19 protein-coding genes and 1 pseudogene are annotated in these 22,286 nt (G+C 43.3%); 8 read left to right on the forward strand and 12 right to left on the reverse strand.

From position 1 onward, the window contains the following. From B2575_RS03050 to B2575_RS03060, 3 genes and pseudogenes are all read right to left on the reverse strand, one after another. Nucleotides 1-492, reverse strand: a pseudogene (locus tag B2575_RS03050) (SIR2 family protein); the annotation flags it as partial. A 316-nt stretch (nt 493-808) separates the two neighbouring features. Then, nucleotides 809-985: a hypothetical protein gene (locus tag B2575_RS03055; protein WP_296240081.1), complete on the reverse strand. Its 177-nt coding sequence runs from the start codon at nt 983-985 to the stop codon at nt 809-811. A 321-nt stretch (nt 986-1,306) separates the two neighbouring features. Then, nucleotides 1,307-4,240 (reverse strand): valine--tRNA ligase, encoded by a 2,934-nt coding sequence (locus tag B2575_RS03060; RefSeq protein ID WP_296240083.1) that lies wholly within the window; start codon nt 4,238-4,240, stop codon nt 1,307-1,309. A 317-nt stretch (nt 4,241-4,557) separates the two neighbouring features. Here B2575_RS03060 and B2575_RS03065 point away from each other — a divergent pair, with 317 nt between their 5' ends. Continuing rightward, a complete protein-coding gene (locus B2575_RS03065; protein WP_296240084.1) occupies nt 4,558-5,661 on the forward strand; it encodes a formate/nitrite transporter family protein in 1,104 nt (367 codons plus the stop codon). A gap of 94 nt (nt 5,662-5,755) precedes the next feature. Here B2575_RS03065 and B2575_RS03070 read toward each other — a convergent pair whose 3' ends face one another. From B2575_RS03070 to B2575_RS03095, 6 genes are all read right to left on the reverse strand, one after another. Continuing rightward, nucleotides 5,756-6,679 carry a bile acid:sodium symporter family protein gene (locus B2575_RS03070; protein ID WP_055124799.1) on the reverse strand — a complete coding sequence of 308 codons (924 nt, stop codon included), beginning with the start codon at nt 6,677-6,679 and terminating at the stop codon, nt 5,756-5,758. 701 nt (nt 6,680-7,380) lie between these two features. After that, nucleotides 7,381-7,851, reverse strand: coding sequence for a YbjQ family protein (locus B2575_RS03075; protein ID WP_296240085.1), 471 nt, complete (start codon nt 7,849-7,851; stop codon nt 7,381-7,383). Nucleotides 7,852-7,922: 71 nt separating this feature from the next. Continuing rightward, a complete protein-coding gene (locus tag B2575_RS03080) occupies nt 7,923-8,369 on the reverse strand; it encodes a YbjQ family protein (protein WP_296240086.1) in 447 nt (148 codons plus the stop codon). A gap of 85 nt (nt 8,370-8,454) precedes the next feature. Next, the gene (locus B2575_RS03085; RefSeq protein ID WP_055124803.1) at nt 8,455-9,012 is read right to left on the reverse strand and encodes a YecA family protein; all 558 of its coding nucleotides are present in this window, start codon (nt 9,010-9,012) and stop codon (nt 8,455-8,457) included. 283 nt (nt 9,013-9,295) lie between these two features. After that, complete coding sequence (locus B2575_RS03090) at nt 9,296-9,532, reverse strand: PA3496 family putative envelope integrity protein (RefSeq protein WP_045443968.1); 237 nt, start codon at nt 9,530-9,532, stop codon at nt 9,296-9,298. A gap of 184 nt (nt 9,533-9,716) precedes the next feature. Next, nucleotides 9,717-11,183: a hypothetical protein gene (locus B2575_RS03095; RefSeq protein WP_296240087.1), complete on the reverse strand. Its 1,467-nt coding sequence runs from the start codon at nt 11,181-11,183 to the stop codon at nt 9,717-9,719. Between the two features lie 495 nt (nt 11,184-11,678). Here B2575_RS03095 and serB point away from each other — a divergent pair, with 495 nt between their 5' ends. The 6 genes from serB (at nt 11,679) to hemJ (ending at nt 17,501) form a co-directional block, all read left to right on the forward strand. Continuing rightward, entirely contained in the window at nt 11,679-12,869 is a 1,191-nt protein-coding gene (gene serB / locus B2575_RS03100; RefSeq protein ID WP_296240088.1) for a phosphoserine phosphatase SerB, read from the forward strand. 168 nt (nt 12,870-13,037) lie between these two features. Beyond that, nucleotides 13,038-14,033, forward strand: a complete 996-nt coding sequence (locus tag B2575_RS03105; protein WP_296240089.1) for a DUF368 domain-containing protein — start codon at nt 13,038-13,040, stop codon at nt 14,031-14,033. Nucleotides 14,034-14,272: 239 nt separating this feature from the next. Then, complete coding sequence (gene aciT, locus B2575_RS03110; RefSeq protein WP_296240090.1) at nt 14,273-14,674, forward strand: AciT family ciprofloxacin tolerance protein; 402 nt, start codon at nt 14,273-14,275, stop codon at nt 14,672-14,674. Between the two features lie 402 nt (nt 14,675-15,076). Further along, nucleotides 15,077-15,583 (forward strand): SCP2 sterol-binding domain-containing protein, encoded by a 507-nt coding sequence (locus B2575_RS03115; RefSeq protein WP_296240091.1) that lies wholly within the window; start codon nt 15,077-15,079, stop codon nt 15,581-15,583. 359 nt (nt 15,584-15,942) lie between these two features. Then, nucleotides 15,943-16,977, forward strand: coding sequence for a biotin synthase BioB (bioB, locus tag B2575_RS03120; protein WP_296240099.1), 1,035 nt, complete (start codon nt 15,943-15,945; stop codon nt 16,975-16,977). A gap of 89 nt (nt 16,978-17,066) precedes the next feature. After that, a complete protein-coding gene (gene hemJ, locus B2575_RS03125) occupies nt 17,067-17,501 on the forward strand; it encodes a protoporphyrinogen oxidase HemJ (RefSeq protein ID WP_045453451.1) in 435 nt (144 codons plus the stop codon). A 115-nt stretch (nt 17,502-17,616) separates the two neighbouring features. On the opposite strand, the gene B2575_RS03130 is transcribed toward hemJ, so the two are convergent. Next, a complete protein-coding gene (locus tag B2575_RS03130) occupies nt 17,617-18,363 on the reverse strand; it encodes a hypothetical protein (protein ID WP_201554810.1) in 747 nt (248 codons plus the stop codon). Between the two features lie 212 nt (nt 18,364-18,575). On the opposite strand from B2575_RS03130, the gene B2575_RS03135 reads away from it, so the two are divergent. Further along, nucleotides 18,576-20,711 (forward strand): WG repeat-containing protein, encoded by a 2,136-nt coding sequence (locus B2575_RS03135; RefSeq protein ID WP_296240092.1) that lies wholly within the window; start codon nt 18,576-18,578, stop codon nt 20,709-20,711. A gap of 120 nt (nt 20,712-20,831) precedes the next feature. Here B2575_RS03135 and B2575_RS03140 read toward each other — a convergent pair whose 3' ends face one another. Beyond that, on the reverse strand, nt 20,832-21,329 hold the full coding sequence (locus B2575_RS03140) for a hypothetical protein (protein WP_201554814.1): 498 nt from the start codon (nt 21,327-21,329) through the stop codon (nt 20,832-20,834). A 77-nt stretch (nt 21,330-21,406) separates the two neighbouring features. Next, entirely contained in the window at nt 21,407-22,123 is a 717-nt protein-coding gene (gene rph / locus B2575_RS03145; RefSeq protein ID WP_296240093.1) for a ribonuclease PH, read from the reverse strand. Between the last annotated feature and the right edge of the window lie 163 nt (nt 22,124-22,286).

A 22,286-nucleotide genomic window follows, 5' to 3' on the forward strand; every position in this document is an offset into this window, starting at 1 on the left:
TACGGTTTCTTCAGCATAGCTCATATCTTCAATCAAGATATCATAGTTTGTCGTAATGACTGAAGCAATATTTTTTCTTATTTTCTTAAACTCTTTAACCTCATCTTCATAGCTCTTATTATACGATAAGTCTTTAACCAAGCTTGTTAAATACAGCTTAAACCTACTAATAGAATTACCATTTCGCATACTTTCATAAAAACTATCGTTCAAATCTTTAAAATCACCAGATCTATTTTCAGGCTTTGAAACAAAGTCATTAAATTCTTTTTCTAGTATCGATGCTATTTTTGGATAGTCAAAATTTCCATTTACCTTAGAGTTATGCTTTATATCTAAATAATTTTCATCGTTACCAAAAAGGTCAAATGAAATTTTCTCTAGTAACTGATCCCATGTGAATGAATTATCCAAATATCTTAAGCTAATTCCTGTACCAACAAAAAGCACAGGGTGGTTATTATAGTCATTTATAAATTCGCTAATAATCATAGTATTTCCAAATTAAATAGAAGCTTATTTTATGGGTAATTTAAAATCGATATATCGCTGCTAGCTTTTACTTTACCTATAATATTTATATAAATATATCAGAAAATCCGCGAAGCCATCTATCCCTTACTACTTGATAGCCATCAGAATATTGATTCTATTAAGTACTCACTCTACATTAAAGCTTTTAAATATATATCTATTTCAATACATGTTCAACTTATCATTTCAACAGCTTTCGTAGATATATAACTCATTAGAGATATAAAAAAAGCCACCTAATTAGGTGGCTTTTTTCGTAGCTAATTTAGAAGTATTACAACGCTTTCAGCTGCTCCATCTGCGCTGTCATCGCCGTCAACTGACCTTCTAACTCAGCCAGTTTCGCCTTCTCAGCATCGACCACTTCCGCAGTTGCTTTGCTGACAAAGCCTTCATTACCTAGCTTACGCAAGATATTTTCAGCTTGCTTAAAAAAACCACTTAAACCCAACTAAAACTATCACAGTTACAACCAGTCCCAACCAACCAAATCCCTTTGTTCCTTGTACTGGTATCGTCGCATTTATTTCAGGAAATAGAATAGCGCCATACGATACTAGAGGTAATATCATCAGCAAGGTATCAATATGACGATTCGGTGAAAAGTATGGAGGATTTAAAAATAGATAAACAAGCACATATACCACCATAAATATAGTGGCGAAAATGGCATGCTTATCTAATGACTCATGACGATTCCAATAGAAAAATAGAATCGCCATGATCAAGAATGCAAGTATTAAAGTTATGGCCATTATAATGATTGCTTAGACTACAAAGCCTTCAACTGCTCCATCTGCGCCGTCATCGCCGTTAACTGCCCTTCTAGCTCAGCCAGTTTCGCTTTCTCAGCATCGACCACTTCCGCAGGGGCTTTACTGACAAAGCCTTCATTACCTAGCTTACGCGCGATACCTTCAGCTTGACCTTTCAACTTATCATATGACTTACCTAAACGTGCCAGCTCAGCCGTTGGATCGATCAGACCTTTCATCGGTACGAGTATACGCAGCTGACCAACCATGCTTGATGATGAGAGTGGCACCTCATCGCCTTCTTTGACGATCTCTAAGCTCTCAACTTTGGCAAGCGCTTTGAACTGGTTTTTGATACGTGATAGACGCGCATCTTCATCGCTAGAGACGTTTTGTAGTAGCACTGGCAGACGTACGGCGTTGCCCAGTTTCATCTCACCGCGGATATTACGCACGCTCGCGATTAGCTCTTGTAGCCACGCCATATCGGCTTCGACTTGCTCACTGATTTGGGCATCATCCGTTTGTGGATAGTCAGCAACGACGATGCTATCGGTATTTTTACGATTCAATAGCGGTGCGACCGTCTGCCAGATTTGCTCGGTCAGATACGGCATGATTGGATGGCTAAAGCGTAGCGCCGTCTCTAGCACGTGCAGTAGTACATAGCGGATTTGCGCTTTGCGCTCATCCGATACCGAGTCATCATTGAGGCTGGCTTTGGCAAGCTCAACGTACCAATCACAGTACTCATTCCAGATAAACTCATAGATATCTTGGCTGACCATATCGAGACGGTACTGAGCAAAATGCTGATGGATATCAGCAACGGTAGAGTTCAGACGACTCATGATCCATTTTTCTGGTAATTCCCATACGTCAGGATTCGCCGTTTGGTCGATAGGCTTCGCACTGCCTTCACCATCGACACAGTTCATGAGTACAAAACGGCTGGCGTTCCAGATTTTATTACAGAAGTTACGATAGCCCTCGACACGCTTTAGATCAAAGTTAATATCGCGACCTGTACTGGCCAATGAGGTAAAGGTAAAGCGCAGTGCATCCGTACCATAAGCTGGGATACCTTCTGGGAACTCTTTACGCGTTTGCTTCTCAATCTTGGCCGCGTCTTTTGGATTCATCATATTGCTGGTACGTTTTTCGACCAACGCTTCTAGCTCAATACCGTCAATTAGATCGATCGGATCTAAGACGTTACCCTTTGATTTTGACATTTTTTGACCATTGCCATCACGTACCAGACCATGCACATAGACGGTCTTAAACGGTACTTGCGGCGTGCCATCTTCGTTTTTCACGAAGTGCATGGTCATCATGATCATGCGCGCAACCCAAAAGAAGATAATGTCAAAACCAGTCACCAGCACGCTGGTTGGGTGAAAGGTGTCCATCACGCGTGGATCGGCGTTGACGTCTGCCCAATCAAGCGTACTGAACGTCCATAGACCAGAGCTGAACCACGTATCGAGCACGTCATTATCTTGGCGCAGTTTTACATCGTCGCTTAGGTTGTATTTAGTGCGTACTTCAGCTTCGTCACGCGCGACATAGATCTCACCCGTCGCATCGTCATACCATGCAGGGATACGATGACCCCACCAGAGCTGACGGCTGATGCACCAGTCTTGTAGATCGGTCATCCACGCCATATACATGTTTTTGTACTGCGCAGGGACGAACTCGATGCTGCCGTCTTCTACCGCGTCAATCGCAGGCTTGGCAAGCTCTTTGACCGCGACATACCACTGATCGGTCAACCATGGCTCAACGATCGTACCGCCACGCTCAGCGCGCGGGGCTTTCAGTGCGTAGTCCTCGATATCTTCTAGCCAGCCCTGATCACCTGCTTGCTCAACTAAGAATTTACGCGCGGCAAAACGCTCAAGTCCTGCATACTCACTTGGCGTGGTCTCTAATTCTGGCTCACGTGTTTGCAGATCAGGATAGACTTCCATCGCGGGTAAGATATTGGCGCGCTCATCTAGGATATTGATGAGTGGCAAGCTATGGCGACGACCCAATTCATAATCATTAAAATCATGCGCTGGGGTGATTTTGACACAGCCTGTACCGAAGTCTTTTTCAACATAATCATCAGCGACGATAGGCACGACACGACCAGTGATTGGCAAGGTAATAGTTTTGCCGACCAAGTGTGCATAACGCTCATCACTAGGATTGACTGCGACAGCGGTATCGCCAAGCAATGTCTCAGGACGAGTGGTTGCGACGACCAGATAGTTTTTACCATCTTGGGTCGTTAAGTCTTTATCGGTGAAATGATAGCGGAAATGCCATAAGCTGCCTTTTTCGTCGTGGTTTTCTACTTCTAAATCAGATAATGCGGTTTGGAACTTTGGATCCCAGTTGACTAGACGCTTACCACGATAAATCAAACCATCGTCAAACAGGCGTACGAACACTTCTTTTACTGCATTGGACAAACCATCATCCATGGTAAAGCGCTCACGCGACCAATCAACCGAGCTACCCAAACGGCGAATTTGGCTGGTGATATTGCCGCCCGACTCTTCTTTCCATTCCCACACTTTATCGACGAAGTCTTCACGCGTCATATCACGGCGCTTGAGTCCTTGTGCTTCTAGGCGACGCTCAACGACCATTTGGGTTGCGATACCGGCATGATCCGTACCCGGTTGCCACAGCGTATTGTCACCATCCATGCGGTGATAACGGGTCAGCGCATCCATGATTGCATTGTTAAAACCATGACCCATATGCAATGAGCCAGTGACGTTCGGTGGTGGCAAGGCGATAGAAAACGACTCTTCTTTATCAAAGGTCGGCTTAAAATAGCCGCTTTCTTCCCAGCCTTGATACATGCCCGCTTCGACTTCCGCAGGATTGTACGCATTCTCTAACTGGCTTAAGGCCGCTTGAATAGATGTAGTGAGGTTGTGGTTACTCATAATGGCATTATCTTTTATTGATTGAATGTGATTAAAGCGAATATAAAAATTAGGAAAATCATGAATAGAGTGATTTTAACGCAGATAGGCAGATTTTGTTAGATGCTAAGGCAATTTATCAGACTTGCAGAGTGGCATTGCCCCATTAATAAGCGCAAAAGCCCATAAACGTCTCCAATCGAATGAGACTCCCACAAAATAAGTGCTAGTGATGTTATAAAATATGGGTCATGCTATGAGGTATATTTTATAACATCACTTGCATATAAATGGCGTCTTTATCCTAAAATCATTATCTTATAAACAGCGAGCCGACCGTGTCCAAAGATACCGAGCACACCTATCACAATAGCAGCCACTCTCAAGCTGACGAATCTGACGCTAATGAAATAGACGACAAGCTCTTGATTGATGATAGCGTTTATCAACCATCTGTTACTGAAGATAAAGACGTTAGCAAGACTGCGATTCCAGATGATACCGAGGCGACAGAAAGTTTAGAAGACGAAGATTTCTCTGAAGATATGAGCGAAGCAGATAAAGAAATCATCAAAAAAGTCGCCAATGATGACAATTTAAGTCAAGCAAAGAGCTATGCCAGTATCTTGGTTGAGCAAGTGATGGATGCCAAAGAAACCTTTGAGCGTTCGCTTGGCTCGCTATTTACCAGTGCCTTTACCGCTGGGCTTGAGATTGGCATTAGCTTTTTTATGATTTTATCAGCTTTTGCGCTGTTGAGTGGCGTACTACCAAGCCAATACGCGATCGTGCTCGCCTCCCTACTTTACCCAATTGGCTTTATCATCGTCGTCATTGGTCAGTCGCTATTATTCACCGAACAAACCTCACTATTAAGCCTACCTGTGCTTAACAAAATTGAACCGCTGCACAAATTGCTACGCCTTTGGGGCATTGTCATCGCTGGCAACATCGTTGGCGGCTGTCTGTTTGCCGCATTGATGATAGGTTTGGGTTTAAATATGCAGCTGTTTAGCGTGAGCGACATCGACACTTATGCCGAACACATTTTAGGATTTAGGTGGTGGGTCATATTTGGTAGTGCCATCTTGGCAGGTTGGATGATGGGCGTCACCGCTTGGCTTGTGACCTCAGCACGTGACACCCTTAGCCGCATCGTTTTGGTAACGCTTATTACTGGCAGTATTGGTTTTTTAGGATTGCACCACAGTATCGTGGGCAACATTGAGATTTTTTCTGCCCTGCTATACGGCAATACCGTCAGCTTGGGGCGTTATTTACTGTTTTTAGTAGTGATATTGCTGGGCAATACCGTCGGCGGCGTGGTGTTTGTGGCGGTACTCAAAAACCGTACGTTCTTATTTCAAATCGAAAAAGTGAAAGAACAAACAGCCAGCGAACAAGCGGAAGCTAAAACCAGTATAAATACCCGCCGACCTTGATTGGTATTGGTTAATGCTAAATGATATAAATAGATAACTCACCTATTACCCATAACAAGGTTCAATATTTAAACCTGTTATGGGTTTTCAGCATCTACAGCATACGCGCTGCCAACACGCTATTTTCTATCTCAGATTTTCTCAGCTTATCGTGTTGAGCGCTAAATATGCGCACCAAAATTCCCGCGCTTAAGAACATCACCAAGGTATAAATGGCTGGCATCATCGACATGTCATAGTTAGATAATAGTGTCAATGCCATGAATATCGACAAGGTACTGTTTTGTAAACCGACTTCTAGCGTCACCGAGGTTCTTTGCGCCCAGTTGAGACCGAACCATTTACTACTATAATAACCGAGCGCCATGGTTGAGAGATTTAATAATACCGATACGGGACCAGTAGCGATAAAGGCGTCAACAATGATATCGCGTTGCACATAGCCCAAAAACAGCACTAAAAACGTTAAAAATATCACCCCAAATCGAGACACATAGACTTGTGAGCGATCGGCAACGGTTGGTGCATAGCGTTTAATCAGCATACCGACACTAATAGGCACTATCGTCAGCACCACCAAAGTCAGCATCGTTTTTACTACCGGTAACTCAAACTCACTACCGCTGCCCATAAAATAAATCAATGAAAAGCTCAGCACAATGGGAATGGTAAAGACGGTAATCACGCTCGCAATCGCGGTCATCGTCACCGACAGCGCCACATCGCCTTTGGCTAAATAGGTAAATAAGTTTGAGGTAGTGCCACCTGGACACAGTACGAGGAGCATAACTCCGACGGCATACTCTGGGCGTAATGGCATGATATTGGCTAAGGCAAAGCCAATGATAGGTAACAGTATCAACTGATTGGTCAAGCCAATGCCGACTGCTTTTGGATATTTTAAAACCCGTTTAAAATCGTTGGTGACGAGGGTCAGACCCATGCCCATCATGATTAAAAACAGACAAATAGGAATGATAACTGAATTGACTAACGTGACTATGGCAAGACCTTCCATAACTACATCCTTGTAGATAAGAGCTGTTTATAGGTTCATTTTATAGATGAATTTTTAGACCAAGTATGCTGATTAAATGACGCCTGATTAGCAATCCTTGCTAAAGCGTACCTTCATAATCAATAGCCGTTAAACACCGACAATCAACTAAAAAACAGCAAAAAATAAGACGCGATAAAAGCAAGTATATAGGGGTAAAGTCGCCCTTATCTATTTTATTCAACTACTCACCAGTCAGTATCCAAACGTAGGATATCCGCCATATAAAAGTATAGAAAAACTTTAAGGTATACCGTTATTTATATTGTTAGGCTGAGAATGAGCAGGTTTGTCGCTAAGAAAGGAATCAATCACACCCGCCACCATCACCACCACTGTCACCACAAGAGTCATTGCTGCTATATCCGCTATGATTACTGTTGTTGATGTCATCTCCAGAAGATGAGCTGGAAGTACGCTTTGAAAGCTTTGTACGACTAGACCAGAGCATCACTTTAAACACACCATAAAACATCAATAGCCCAAAAACAATCTGTAAAAGTAGCAGGAAGCCCCATAAGAAAAGTTCAAGCATAATATAGTCGACTCTCTATAATTTCTTGTTAGACATTGATAGCAACGCAAGGATAACTAAGATAAGTGCTTATTTTGGGGATAAGAAAGAACATAAGATTAAGAATATATCTTAAATTGGCAGGACTTTAGTGACGGTCAGTACTGATAACTGCCGTACCATAGGCAATAGCTTCTACCATGCTGCCCAGTTGATTGATATTGCTGACTTCTAGACGTAAGCCATAGATATGGTTATAGCCTTTGGCTTGTGCTTCGGTACGCATACGTACCAGAGCTTCGCGGCGGGCACGGTCAAGTAAGGTCTCGTAAGTGGTCAAGTTTTTACCAAAGATACTCAATACCCGAGCGATAATCATTTTGAAATAATCTTGGGCAATAACCACGCTACCAAGTACCAGCTCGCCCTCAGTATTGGCAACAAGTTTCGGCACATAAAAGCGCTCACTTGAGACCATAATATGGCTTAATTCTTGCTCTGCAATGCTTAACTGCGCGAGATGTTGGCGCTCATGACGCGACCCAAAGAACCAACCAGCAGCGAATAGTAAAATAAACGGTGCGTAATTAATAAGCATTTGGATAAGGGAGTTATTCATGGCACGTCTCTTGTCATAAACTTATCAGAAACTTATCAGAAAAAAGCATCGATGCTTTAAGATTTGGTTAGCTAACCAAAAGGGTTGAAACGTGGCAAGTCATCGGTCGCTGTCGGTGCAGAATTTTGTAGATTTGGCTGTTGACCAGACTGATGATAAGAGTCGATTGGTGGGGTTTGGTAGACTTGCTTCGGCATCGGTATGGCTTTGACAGCAGTGCCATAGACAAACAATTCAGAGGCTCCCTGCGCGATGCTAGAGGTCGAAAAACGCAACCCCACAACCGCATCTGCACCCAAAGCTTCTGCTTTGACAATCATCCGATCGATCGCCTCTTGCCGTGACTCTTCTAACAGCTCGGTATAAGCCGTTAACTCACCACCGACGATATTCTTAAGTCCAGCAAACAAGTCTTTGCCGACATGTTTTGAGCGCACGGTGCTGCCGTACACCACATCCAAACGCTCGGTGATCTGATAGTTGGGCAAATGCTCAAGATTGGAGAGTTGCACAGTCATAATACGACCTTATCGGTGACGTTATATAGACAGCGTCAACTTGGATATAGACCAAACCACGCTGTCCCTATATTGATAAAAAAGGCTAATCGTTGGTATGGAACAATAAAAATAACTCAGTCAAATTGCCTTCGATGCTATTGGCCATTTGTGCCAGCTTGTCTTCATCTTTACGCATCTCTGCAAGCTCTGGATCTTCATCATCGATACCGCTTAGCAAAATCATTGGTAAAGTCAAGACAGCCACATCTTCAGCCGTTTCTTCATCTTCAAACCAATCGCTGGCTTCGTCGCCATACATCGCATCGACAAAGCCAATTGACCAAGCAACGATATCTGATTCATCTGAAAAATCGACAGCCACTTCTTCATCACCCGCATCTTCACCAAACGGTAGCTCAATAGGTGTCTCGTTTTTTAGCTCAGCGATAATAGAATCGCGCCAGCGCTGGATACCGTCGATGACATTTTCTGGGATTTCGCTAACATGACCTTCAAACAGTGCATCCAGCCAATTCGGTAATGGACGCCCAATGACTGTCGCTGTCAAAAAACCATGCGCGGCGACACTATCAAGCACAAATGGGCTCTCTTGATTGTCCAAATAGTCTAATAATTCATCGAAGCTTAATTGGTTACTCATGATGTAATTGTCCTTGAAAGATAGAGTGCGGCAGTCGCCATAAACGATCGGTTAAGTGCAGAATAGTGGATAATTTGAAGGTAAAAATGGTTTCGGTAAAGCACCCAAACCATCTTTATAAAATAAGAATCATTGCATAGAGCGGGTTGCGAGCAACCGTCAAAAAATAACGATCGCGATATCATTAGCATTACACTGTCAGCTAATATGCCGTTATTAAAAGGCTTTAGTCGGCTTAAATGACTGAGCACTTTCACATTAGGCTATGACTTAAGTTTAAAAACTAAAGATCGTCATCATCCCAATCATCGCCATCTTCATCGAAATTGTCTATATCGTCTAGATCATCCTTTAGCTCTTTGGCCAAACGCTTTTCTTCTAGCAGATTATCGATCAGTCGACGCTTCTCAAGACTACTTAAGCGCGTACGCACGCTCGTCTCGGCCTCTTCCACCATCTTTGCATCATCATCGTCGACAAAATCATCATCAAAATCGTCGTCAATATCAGCGTCACTCATGACAAACTCCTATCATTTTTAGCAAGGGTATTAAGAATACATTAATATATATATGCCTTATAAAGTCTCTACTTCACGTTGTCAATGCTTTTTATTATTACTGCCCTATTTTTAGGCTGTTTAAAGATAACGACAGAGACAATATCTCAGACAATTGTATAGTAATAAGCGAATATAAGCAGCATTAAATAGCCGACTCATCTTCGCTTTCAATCATCAATACCGCATTGCGCACATCTGCTAAGCGTTGAATCATCGAATCATTACCACCATCGAACACCGCACATTCACGCTCATAAACCGTGGTTGGGCGCATGATACTCTGCACCTGCACATGGTGGCTGATTTGCTTGAGACCTGCATTGGGTAACAAAATCAGCATTTGCTCTTTTTTGCCGACGCTGTGTAATAATTGCGTCATTGCTTGCGCCTGTGCATCATCGCTGACACCTGCTTTAGCAGGTAGTGCAAAGCGGCTTAGCTCAATATGCTTGTCATGGATGATTTTGTTGAGCATCAAATACAGCTTGCCAAGCATCACACCTGCTAACGCCACTTTGGCATGGCTATTGTCCGCCTTTAACAACACACTAGCACCCGTGTCATCGAAACGCGGCTCGTTCATCGCGCTGACACCCAACAACAATGGCTGCTTGAGTAACTCGGTCACCGCTTGGTTTAATAGCTGCGTACATAATGCCAAATAAGGTAAACGCTGAGCCGGTGCCAGACGCTCAAGCATATTGAACTCGTCATGGAATACAATCTGCACTCTCACACTGTCAAATGAGCGGGTGGTAGACAACCGAGAGGCGCTACCAGATTTAGGAGCGCGGCTTATCTCATCTTGGGCAGCACCATTTGCTGCATCATGCTCCGCTCGCTCTTCAGTCGTACTATCGATAGGCTGACTATCAGAGCCAGTGGTATCAGTCGCCGCTTGATTCTGTTGCGTTCTTAAATACTGGTTTACTTCACTATGTACATCCAATTTGTGTGCATTGGCTGGCTGACCGTCCGTCGCACTCTCTACAGAATGCTCCGATGTTTCTCTATCCGTATCCGTGGCACGGCGTTCAAAATCCCGATCATAACTGCGCTGATCGATTTGCATATACTGCTCACGATGCAAATCTTGAATATCGCGGCTAAGCGCGTTAATTTGCTCTTTGGTTGGACGGGCAAGGTAACCATAAACCAGCCAAAGCAACAAATGCAGAAGCATCGTACCGATGACGAACGGCCATTGCATAGCGATAATCTCGCCTTTGCTAATATCTTTTAATGTCAACGACACACTGCCAATCACCGAATCGCCATTGGTGGCAATCTGACGAATGGTATCACCTTGCTGCATGGGCGCATTGCCAACAGGCACCAAGATGTCGTCGTTATTGTCTTTAATCAATATGCGCGTCACGTCTTGCTCGCTGGTATAACGATTGGCAATGACACTTAAGCTGACACGGTCTTTATTTTCTAAAGACAACCTTGCTTCATCAATCAGCTGGGCGACCATCTGCTCGCCTTTTAACGCACGACTTTTGCTCAGCTGTTGATCGGTGCTGATGACCAATAACAACGTCTGCAAACAAAAACTAACCAGAAGAATAATGGCAAATAACCCTTGCCGCGGCGCTAAATACGTCATGATATGGTAAACTTTTTTGGATAAGAGAAATTAAAAAAAACAAGGCTATCCCTCATTTTTTGGCGAATTTAAAAAAACTATAATAGTGCGTATCTTAACAAGTATGTATTGAATTTAAGTACCATAACCCGACACCTCTGTTGTTGCCTAAAATAGCATTTACAACAAGATTTGGTTACTTAAAAACTGCTGTCTCAAATACTAATACTCAGGATAATCTACGGCACATTTGGTAAGCGGCGACTGAAAGCATTGTTGTGAATATCATCATGAATACAGTCCGCTTATCTTACCTACTATATCACCATAATAAGTCTTATAGCGTTAGTAGATTTATAAATTTATCATAATAATCACATTCAATTTCAAATGATTTTTCAATGATTGCTGCCATCTTTAATCGACGGTGATACTTTGCGCGTCATCTATAGGCGCTGCCGAGTAAAGCTGCTATTATTCCCAATCTTATATGAGCATACAAGGGACCATTGAGCCATGCCACACAATACATCTTACTCGTTACCAAAAGACAGCAAAGCATGGCAACAAGCCGTTGACTCTATTGCGTCACTGTTACCAGATAACACGAACTTACAAGATTTTGATGCGCTACAGTCCCTGCCAGTTTTTGCTCTTATTGTTGTGCTACCGACCAAAGTATCGACGCTTGATATCCACCAGTATGTGCAATCATGGGTCGATGAACAGCCAAGCTGGCATTTGGTCACCGTCGCTGAAGATACTGATGCCAGTTTTGTCAATATTACCGTTTCTGATACAGAGCTAACGGCAGCAAACGCACAGCGCTTGCCTTTTACCCAAGCACAAGTGTTCCGCTATTTGTTGGTTCCAGTCACTGATACGCTCATGCATCCTGGCAAAAAGACCGCGGCAGCTCACATCATTGATGATCAGCTGACCACGCGCTTGCGTCACGACTTGACCGAAGCTTATAACGATAGTCATCAAGCGAGTAGTGCTAAACGCTTGGACATTGTCGATTGCCATATTTTATCAGTCGGTCATATGCTACGTACCCACAAGCTTGCCTGCTTTGATATGGATTCCACCTTAATCGAGCAAGAAGTCATCGTTGAGTTGGCAAAAACAGCGGGCATCGGCGAAGAAGTCGAAGCCATTACGGAAGCGGCAATGCGCGGTGAAATGGATTTTGATGAATCTTTTGCTCAGCGGGTAGCGTTATTAAAAGGCATCTCGACCGATGTGCTGGATGATATCTGCAAACGCCTAACGCTATCAATGGGTGCTCGAACTACCATCAGTGCACTAAAGGCTTTGGGCTACCATACCGTACTGGTATCAGGCGGCTTTACCTACTTTGCGCGCTATATCGCTGAGCAATTAGGCATTGACGAAGTTCACGCCAACGCCCTAGATATCGACGAAGGGGAAGTCACTGGTCACGTACAGCTGCCCATCGTTAATGGTGCCAAAAAAGCGGCTATCGTTGAGCATACTGCGGAGCGCTTAGGCATCGAGATGTCACAAGTGGTCTGTATCGGTGACGGTGCCAACGATTTACCAATGATGGCCATTGCTGACCTAGGCGTCGCCTATCACGCCAAGCCCATTGTGCAAGCACGTGCTGATGCCGCCATCAATGTCACAGGGCTTGAAGGCATATTTTATGCCCTTGGCTATCCAGCACTTGCGCCCACGGAGTAACGACTACACTCGTAACACCATATCATGGAGCTAGGTTAGTGTTTTTAACATTAATCTGGCTTTTATGTCTTATTACATTGCGACATTCAATTTTCGCATCACTGTCCTAGCATACTTAGCGGCATCGCATTAACTTTCACTGTGTTTTTAAATAAAAAAGGATTGTCCATGACGGCATCACCATCACCGCGGCAAAATGAGCCGTCAGCGCCACAACCACTGGATAAGAGCAGCACTGCTGCATCCTCCGATAGTCCAAAGCAACTATTTGGGGTTTATATCAGAGGAATGGCCATGGGGGCAGCGGATATCGTACCGGGTGTCTCTGGCGGTACCATTGCGCTGATTGCTGGTATTTATGAGCGCTTGATTAACGCCCTGAGTAGCATCGGCCCCAATCTCTGGCAGATATTTCGACAGGAAGGCGGAATCAAAGGTTTGGTTTCGGTGTGGCGACAAGTTGATGCCACTTTTTTGTTGTTTTTATTATTGGGAATCGCCACCAGTTTTGCTACTTTAGCCGGTATTATCAAACACCTATTGGATAATCAACCGTTATTTATTTGGTCGTTCTTTTTTGGACTGGTTGTCGCAACAGTATTTATATTATTGAGTGAGATTCAGCGTTGGAATATAGGGCGGGCAGCACTATTCGTGACTGGTCTTGTTGCCGCTGTAGTCATTAGCAGCTTACCATTGCTCACGACCACACCAAGCTTGCCTTATTTGTTTTTTGCTGGCGCAGTCGCTATTTGTGCCATGATACTGCCCGGTATATCTGGGTCTTTTATCTTATTACTATTAGGTGCTTATGACGCAGTATTAGAAGCCGTACATAGCCTTAACTTTACGATAATCTTCACGGTCATTGCGGGCATGGCGACGGGATTGTTATTATTTACTCGCGCACTTAAATGGCTATTGTCTCGCTACTATCAGGCAACTTTAGCCTTGCTCACAGGTTTTATCGCAGGCTCGCTTGTGAAAGTATGGCCATGGAAAGTAGATGCGTTAGGCACGCTTAATAGTGACGCGATAAACAACGTGATGCCATGGCAATATCCTACTGGTCCACATTGGCTAACCACTGTAGGACTGATGCTGCTAGGCGCGATTTTAGTCTCACTATTGTCTTGGTGGGGCACTCGTAGCAATCGCGCTTAACCCTACCTTAAATCTGCATCATTCTCTTTTTAAAACCCAAAAACCCTCCTATACACTCTTAATAATAAGCGCCCATCCTTGCGGCGCTTATGCTTAAACCTTGCCATACAAAACCATCAAAATGTGCTAAAAAACCAAACGTCAACGGTTGTCGCAAAGTTGCCTATCCCCTCTTTAGCTTTGTTCCCCAAACTTTCATAATGACCCTATTGGAATTCACCTTATGAATAGCGAGATGAATGATGTTACTGACTATATTTTCGATTATTGGTATAGAAACGTGGAGCACGGCGGCACTGCTTGGTTATAGCTTGCTGGCAGGCTTGATTTTAGCGCTTGCCTTATCCTCACAGCGCTGGCTGCTCTGGTATCTATTTGGTGGTATGGCATATTGGCTAGCGGTTGAGGCGATTCAAAGCATTGTGGCGAGTCGTCCTATGCTATCAGAGCTGTCAGAATGGCACAGCTATATCATCGCCATGGGTATCAGTTGGTTGCCTTTAGCGGGCTGGGTGCTGTATCGGGCACTACGTTACGAGGATGTCAGTCAATCCGTTCAGCAGCAGCGTCAATTGGAAGCGGCACGCTATATCGAGCACACGCCTGTTTATGATGACGACTACCAACCACGCTTCCACTGATAGAGTCGCGTCTATATCAATGAGCGACGCTGTCAGGTTGGTTCATTCTCTGTTTGCAGTACTTTTATTTACCTCTTATATAGCCTGTATTACATTATCTTTATTCGACCGTATCTCGTCCAAAAAGTACGATTAACCTGCCGTCAAATTCGCTCAATCTGGCATAGGTAGTGCGAGCATTCATTTTCGTTGCTATTCTCTTTTCTACTGCCATTTTTATAAATATTAATAACTTGTTTTAATCAAGATGACGTCATTGGATGTTACAAGATACTTAACGCTCTCTACGTAACTCCTAAAGAATAGCAACCTCTCTATCGTTTATAATCTAGTTATATATTTGTCATAAAAATTGTTATAAAGTACGCATTATTTTGCGTCTCATTCTTTAGGAGTTCGATTATGTTTACTGTTCCTGTATTAGATATTAAATCTGATCCGTTAGATGTGCTATTAGCTGTGATTGGCTATCGTTTATCCATGCTTGCTGATAGTGATAACGAAGATGTGCAAGCACTATTCGCTGATCGCAATGTTACGATTGAGCTTGCCAGCACTGAAGCGGATATCGCCCGTTATTTTGTCTTTGATAATGGTAGCTTCAGCCAATACAGTGGTCATGCTGAAAAAGCAGACCTCACCATCAATTTCAAGGATTCGATGACAGGTGTTAAGCTTTTGACCAAAGGCAATCTTCCTGCCTTTATGACTGCTGTACAAGAAGGCAACCTCAGCATCGAAGGCGATTACAGCCTAATGATGTGGTTCAATAAGCTTGCTAAGCATATCGTGCCAGCTGTTCCAGAAGAATGTAAACCTTATATCCAAAAAGCCAAGCCTTATGCTTATAAAGCACAAAAACTTGCCAACCATTGGATTGGGGTTGCTAAGCACAAACTTGGCAAATAATAACGTAAATAGATCGACGTAAATAAAGAAAACAGATCACGATTATTTAGCGCTCAGTTACTTTACTCTTTCGCAGTGTTCTGATTTTCTAAAAAGGTTGCGGTATACTATATCGCAGCCTTTTTTATTATCTAAAATTTTATGGCTTTACACACAACTCTTTTAACCACTATTCTCTTCAAAATGATTGTTTTAAAAACTATTATAAAAGGAATTATATGATGGCAGGATTACTTAACATCTCAGAGCCTAATGCCAGTAGCCCCACTGACACGTTCAATAATAAAAACAACAGCCACAGCGGCTTGAACAATGACTTTTTAAACAACTTAACAACGGATGCCACCGCCAGCCAACAAATGACCCGTAAGCATAGCCGCGAAGAAATCGCCAAACTGTTTGATTTGCCTTTAATGGATTTGTTGTTGCAAGCGCAAACGATACATCGGGCGAATTTCACTGCCAATGAAGTACAAATCAGTACTTTGTTGTCGATCAAAACAGGTAACTGCCCCGAAGATTGTGGCTATTGCTCACAGTCAGGTCACCACCGCGACACGACTAAATTACAAGCAGAGAAGCGCATAGAAGTCGATAAAGTCATTGCTGCGGCCAAACGTGCCAAAGCCAGTGGCTCGTCACGCTTTTGTATGGGCGCAGCATGGAAACATCCAAGCGCCAAAGACATGCCCTATGTGGTTGAGCTGATCAAAGAAGTCAAGGCATTGGGACTTGAAACCTGTATGACCCTTGGTATGCTAGATACCAATCAAGCAACGCAATTGGCAGATGCTGGATTAGACTACTATAATCATAACCTAGATACCTCTCGCAGTTATTATGAGCAAGTCGTCAGCACGCGTAGCTATGACGAGCGCTTGGATACGATAGACAACGTGCGCAACTCAGGCATCAATGTCTGTAGTGGCAATATCGTCGGTATGGGCGAAAGCCGTGATGACCGTATCGATTGGGTACATGAGCTGCTAAAAATGCCTAAAGCACCAGAGTCAATTCCGGTCAACTTACTCGTCCCTATTGCTGGCACACCAATTGGCGATAAAGTCTTGGCAGAAGGTCAACTGTCAGTGATTGAATGGATTCGTACTATTGCCGTAGCCCGTATTTGCTGCCCGACCAGCTATGTGCGTTTGTCTGCTGGCCGTGAGAGCTTGTCCGACTCTGAGCAAGCCTTGGCCTTTATGGCAGGTGCCAACTCATTTTTTTATGGCGATAAACTGCTGACTACTGGCAATGCAAGCCAATCAGGCGATGACAGACTCATGCGTGAGCTTGGTCTAACAAAGCAATTTGCCGCGCCAAGAGCGCCCAAAGTATTGCCTGTGATGGATGCGATGAGTGGTCATCAATCGCAAGTGGTGATGGCAGAGTAGCGTTTTTTATCGCTACCATTATTGGATAATCTGCGCTAAGCTTGCCGACATTATTGATAATAAAATATTAAATCGTAAGAGAGAATGTGATGGCAGATTATTTCAATTGGATTAAAGCGGCACATATTATATCGATGGTCTGCTGGTTTGCGGCGATATTTTATTTGCCACGCTTATTTGTCTATCATGCGATGAGTGACGACAGCATCAGCCACGAACGCTTTGCTATTATGGAGCGCAAGCTATATCGCGGTATTATGACGCCATCGATGATAGCCACATGGGTCTTCGGTCTATGGATGTTGGGGCTAGGCTGGGAGGTATATAAAACCCAAGGCTGGTTACACGTCAAGCTCTTATTAGTGGTGCTACTCTCTGGCTATCACGGTGCTTGTGGATTTTATCGTAAAAAGCTAATGGATAATCCGCATTATAAGACGCATAAATTTTGGCGCTGGTTTAACGAAGTACCAGTGTTTGCATTAGTCATTATCGTCATCTTGGTAGTAGTAAAGCCCTTCTAAAATTCAGTAAACAGGCTAGTAACTGATTTTTAGATCTGAACACCTCTAAACTAAAAGCGTCCGTTACTTATTAAAGTAACGGACGCTTTTTTTAGGACATCATAAATATGACACCTTAAACACTAGGGCGCATGATTTGATAGACATTACTCAAATCATAAACACGGTAACGCGCAGGTTCGCGGCGGTTTTCGCCCGCATAGCTGAGGATCAGTGCTTGCTTTGCGCGCTCATCAACCCAGCCGACAAACAGTCCACTATGCTCGACGCCATTATAGCCATGATTGATATAATAGAGCCAATCCCCAACTTCAATTTCGCCACTATTGGCATACGGACCTTGACCATAAGTACCTTTATGAATGGTATCGCGTGTCACCCCGGCGCGTTTAAACACGGCATTGAGATAGTCCCAGCAGCCACCTTGAATGATCGCACGCTCGTTCAGCGCCATCTTGCGGGCGGTGCTAACCACTTCACGTGCGGCCAAACTACTCTGCCTCTCCGCATTGCTCAGTAACGGTAAATACTCGCTATCGACATTATCATAATTACCCGATAAAAAAGCGGGCATCACTGCTGGTGCTTGACGCGCTACTTCAGGATAACGATAGGATGTCTGAACCACTGGTGGAGTACTGGCAGAATTTGAGAGATAAGTTCCTGCACGTTGAATGGTAGAACGAGTACTGACTTTGGCAGAGGGCACGGAAGAGTATGAAGGTGAAGCATAATCAGACTGGACGGACTTTTGGGCAATGAGTGCGCTCATACTATCTGCCTGAGCTTGACTGACGACGCCAAAAGTTAATAAAAATAAGCTACACGACGCTGAAACCAACGATATGGGCAAACACGACATGGGCTAACTCCTTGCCAATAAAATATAAATCATCGCATAAATGACAATCGAACATTGCAGGCTTACTTATAAACTATTTCGCTAGGCGTCTGCAAGCTTTGTGAATACATTCTCAAACCCAAATGCATTATAAGAAAACCTTAAGACCGCCTTACCATTTAAATTTAGTTGAGTTATTATTCATCCAAACGATAAAAAACTTAGGAAATAGCGTGTTATCGATTAAAAAACTGATTATTGTTTGTATTTTTATACCCACTTCTATGGTTTATGCCAATGAAGAGTGCGTCAAACCGTCAGTGAATGGTGCTACCTACGTAGGCTGTTTACGCGAAGATAAATTAACGGTGGCAACGCTTGATAACACCTTATGGGCTTTAGTCAATGAAAATGGGGTGCTGTTAACAGATTATACGTTCGACAACTTTATTGATATTAATGACACGCTATTAGGGGTGGCTAGTGGCAGTAAAAAAGGTATCATCAACAAACAAGGAAAACAGATTTTACCGACCGTTTATGATGGCATTACGCTCTATGACAATCACTACTTTCGTCTAAATCAAGACGGAAAGTATGGAGTGGCTGATCCTCTTGGAAACATCGTATTGCCCTTGGAGTATGATTGGGTTGACAGTCTAGATAATGACCACAATCACAATCGAGCCTTGATTTCAAAACAGGAGAAAAAAGGGTTAATTGACGAAAAAGGTCATATTGTCTTACCTGCAAAATACGACCGCTTATTTTGTTGTAGAGAGCCTTATTACGGCAAAGTTGCTATAGGTAACCGATATGGTCTAACCAACGAACTAGGAAATCTACTGAGCCCAATTGAGTATCAAGAGATTAAAACTTTTTCGCATCGTCCTATGATGCTAAAAGCAAAGAAGGAGGACAAATGGGGGCTCCTAGATTTAAAAGGCAATATTCTACATCCCTTTGAGTTTGACCAACTACCTAGCTTCTATCCCGATGAGGTTGGAATAGAAACATTCAAAAAAGATGGCAAGGTTGGCTTTATTAATAACGAAGGTAAGATTGTATCGTCAGCCAACTACGATAACATCTCCGTTTTTGACGATAAAAAATACGAATTAAAAAACGACAATCTTTACGGCCTTGCCAACTCCGCGGGTCAACTTATCGCTCCAGTTGAATACGCTGATATTAGTACCGTCGATGAACAAGATTTGAGAGTGGTTGAAAAAAACAAAAAATACGGTCTCATTAATGGTGCTGGCGAAATCATTTTAGCAGTAGAATACGATAAATTGGGATATCCAGATGATGAATCAGGTGTTCGAACGATCAGGAAAGAGGACAAGTACGGGCTTATCGATCGTCACGGCAGCATCCTGATACCCCCTGAATATGATATGCTAATTTGCTGTTATGCAAATGGCTATGGCTCTATCGCAAAAGGCCATAATCAAGGAGTCATTGATTCGTCTGGGAAGATATATTTGTCTGATGACTATGATTATGAAGGCGTCTCACTCAATGGGCTATTTTTAGTGGCACGTGATGGTCTACAAGGTTTGGCTAATAAAGAAGAACAGCTCATGACTCCTATCGCATATGAAGATATATCTCCATTTAGTGATGGCCTATCAGCAGTTCAAAAAGACGGCAAATGGGGATATATAAATACTGCTGGAACGCTGGTCATTAAAAACATTTATAAGCGTGCACAAGCATTTCATGACGGTATTGCGGTTGTCAAAATAGACAATAAAAACTGGTTTATTGATAAACAAGGTCGTAAGGTTTTACCGCTACCCTTTGACAGGATTACTTATAATAATCCCAACCGCTACAGGGTCAGTAAAAACAGTAAGACTGGTATGATAGATGTGAAAGGCAACGTGCTTATACCGCCCATGTACAATAGACTGATGCAAATTGGGGCGCAGACCTACTTTGCGGCAAAACCAAACGCATGGGGTATGATAAGTTCCACCAATAAGACCATAGTGCCTATCAAATACCATGATATAAAAGAGTTTAGTATATTTGATAGTGCAACGACAGATAGTATGACGACCACAATGGTAGGGTTTTCTGACCCAGGAGACTGGCGCCTATATGATGCTCAAGGCAAGCGCCTTCATCCTGATAAGCGGTTCTCTAAAATCACAGCATTAAATAATGACAGCATTGTCGTTCAGTCAGAAGAAAAATGGGGATTAATTGACGCTAAAGGAGAAATCATCATTCCTATAGACTTTGAAGACGAGCCGCTCGATTACGGCTATAAGGATGAATTACACTTTGTAAGCGATAAGCAAACATTCATTTTCAACAAAAAAACGAAAGAATCTATTCTTATAGAGAAGCTACCTTAATAAATTAAAGCCACAAAATAAAGTAACTCGCTGAGTATTTCAGATATTCGGTGAGGTTCAAGTGATTGCGTTACGTCATTACATATTATGATGTCTAAATACCATGCTAGATTTTTAATGCTAGGGCGTATTATCACCCATCTTGATATTCACATGGCGCTTGCCCAATGCTTGACCTTGCAAAATAGCTTTGGCAGCGGTTGCCTCTTGGATACTATCAAAGCCGCTAATATGGTATTTGCGTATATCATCACAATCAACAATCTGTAATTGCTCACCAATAAGCATGACTTTATCACCGTCGGTCAACTGAATATGCTGACGCTTACCTTGATTGTCATGCACCAGCTCACCCGCATGCAGCCACAAGATGCCGCTGCTGATGACACCAGCCATGGCTTTTTTCTGTTGTTGGCGTTTTCGATTAAAGATAAAGCTACCAATAATCAGTAGCGCCAATGCCCCTATAGCCAGGCGCTCAGGCAGCAGACTCATTGCCAAAGCAACCGCCACTGCTCCTATTAATAATGCTGAGCCAAACCAAAACATGCCATCTTCAGTCGTTTTGGGCTGATCTTGTAGCGTGATTTTGGCACCATCGTCTGTCAGCTTGAGCATGCATGACTACCTGTTACAGAGTAATAAGAAAGTAAGAATTTAATGAAAATACGATGAGCAAGTAGTCATCAATAGGACTACCAACCCAAGGCTGTTTTTTGCATGGCAATCAACTCAGCGATGCCTTTTTCGGCAAGAATCAGCATATCGTCGGCTTGAGCGCGGGTAAATGGCTTTTCTTCCGCTGTTCCTTGTAGCTCAATAAATTCGCCTTTTTGGGTCATAACCACATTCAAATCGGTATCACAGCTGGCATCTTCTTCGTAGTTTAGATCTAGATACGCTTTGCCGTCTTTCATACCAACAGAGACCGCAGCGACCAAACCAATCAGTGGATCTGCCTTGAGTTTTTTGCTTTTTTGGATACTCTCTAATGCATCGATAAGCGCAATAGCAGCCCCTGTCACACTAGCAGTACGAGTACCGCCATCGGCTTGCAAAACATCACAATCAAGATAAATGGTATTTTCACCCAGCTTACTCAAGTCAATCATCGCTCGTAAGCTACGACCAATCAAACGCTGGATTTCTTGGGTACGACCTGATTGTTTACCGCGTGCCGCTTCACGTTGGTTACGGGTATTGGTCGCGCGTGGCAACATACCATATTCAGCAGTGATCCAGCCTTTGCCTTTACCTTTGAGCCAACGCGGTACGCCAGACTCGACGCTAGCATTACATAGTACTTTGGTATCACCAAAGCTGACTAACACTGACCCTTCGGCATGCTTAGTATAATGGCGCTCAAAGCTGATCGAGCGAAGTTGGTCAAGCTCACGATTGTCAATACGCATAAAAATCCCTAGTACAATGTTTTAAAGGCGGTGTCATAAAATGGGGTGTCTGTCATTATGTGGCTAACCATCATTTATCTAGCAAACTATTAATAAGCTAAAATAAATAATGATTGGATGCCATATCAGACGTAAATATTGAGATATCCTAACGTGGCAGCGG

The sequence above is a fragment of the Psychrobacter sp. UBA6739 genome, assembly GCF_002453835.1.
In the GTDB taxonomy this organism is placed as follows: domain Bacteria; phylum Pseudomonadota; class Gammaproteobacteria; order Pseudomonadales; family Moraxellaceae; genus Psychrobacter; species Psychrobacter immobilis_A.

Bases quoted from the DNA above. Each gene is read 5' to 3' on its own strand.
- B2575_RS03060 (WP_296240083.1), bottom strand. From the start codon at position 4,240: ATGAGTAACCACAACCTCACTACATCTATTCAAGCGGCCTTAAGCCAG.
- B2575_RS03070 (WP_055124799.1), bottom strand. From the start codon at position 6,679: ATGGAAGGTCTTGCCATAGTCACGTTAGTCAATTCAGTTATCATTCCT.
- B2575_RS03075 (WP_296240085.1), bottom strand. From the start codon at position 7,851: ATGAATAACTCCCTTATCCAAATGCTTATTAATTACGCACCGTTTATT.
- B2575_RS03080 (WP_296240086.1), bottom strand. From the start codon at position 8,369: ATGACTGTGCAACTCTCCAATCTTGAGCATTTGCCCAACTATCAGATC.
- B2575_RS03085 (WP_055124803.1), bottom strand. From the start codon at position 9,012: ATGAGTAACCAATTAAGCTTCGATGAATTATTAGACTATTTGGACAAT.
- B2575_RS03090 (WP_045443968.1), bottom strand. From the start codon at position 9,532: ATGAGTGACGCTGATATTGACGACGATTTTGATGATGATTTTGTCGAC.
- B2575_RS03095 (WP_296240087.1), bottom strand. From the start codon at position 11,183: ATGACGTATTTAGCGCCGCGGCAAGGGTTATTTGCCATTATTCTTCTG.
- serB (WP_296240088.1), top strand. From the start codon at position 11,679: ATGCCACACAATACATCTTACTCGTTACCAAAAGACAGCAAAGCATGG.
- B2575_RS03105 (WP_296240089.1), top strand. From the start codon at position 13,038: ATGACGGCATCACCATCACCGCGGCAAAATGAGCCGTCAGCGCCACAA.
- aciT (WP_296240090.1), top strand. From the start codon at position 14,273: ATGATGTTACTGACTATATTTTCGATTATTGGTATAGAAACGTGGAGC.
- B2575_RS03115 (WP_296240091.1), top strand. From the start codon at position 15,077: ATGTTTACTGTTCCTGTATTAGATATTAAATCTGATCCGTTAGATGTG.
- bioB (WP_296240099.1), top strand. From the start codon at position 15,943: ATGACCCGTAAGCATAGCCGCGAAGAAATCGCCAAACTGTTTGATTTG.
- hemJ (WP_045453451.1), top strand. From the start codon at position 17,067: ATGGCAGATTATTTCAATTGGATTAAAGCGGCACATATTATATCGATG.
- B2575_RS03130 (WP_201554810.1), bottom strand. From the start codon at position 18,363: ATGTCGTGTTTGCCCATATCGTTGGTTTCAGCGTCGTGTAGCTTATTT.
- B2575_RS03140 (WP_201554814.1), bottom strand. From the start codon at position 21,329: ATGCTCAAGCTGACAGACGATGGTGCCAAAATCACGCTACAAGATCAG.
- rph (WP_296240093.1), bottom strand. From the start codon at position 22,123: ATGCGTATTGACAATCGTGAGCTTGACCAACTTCGCTCGATCAGCTTT.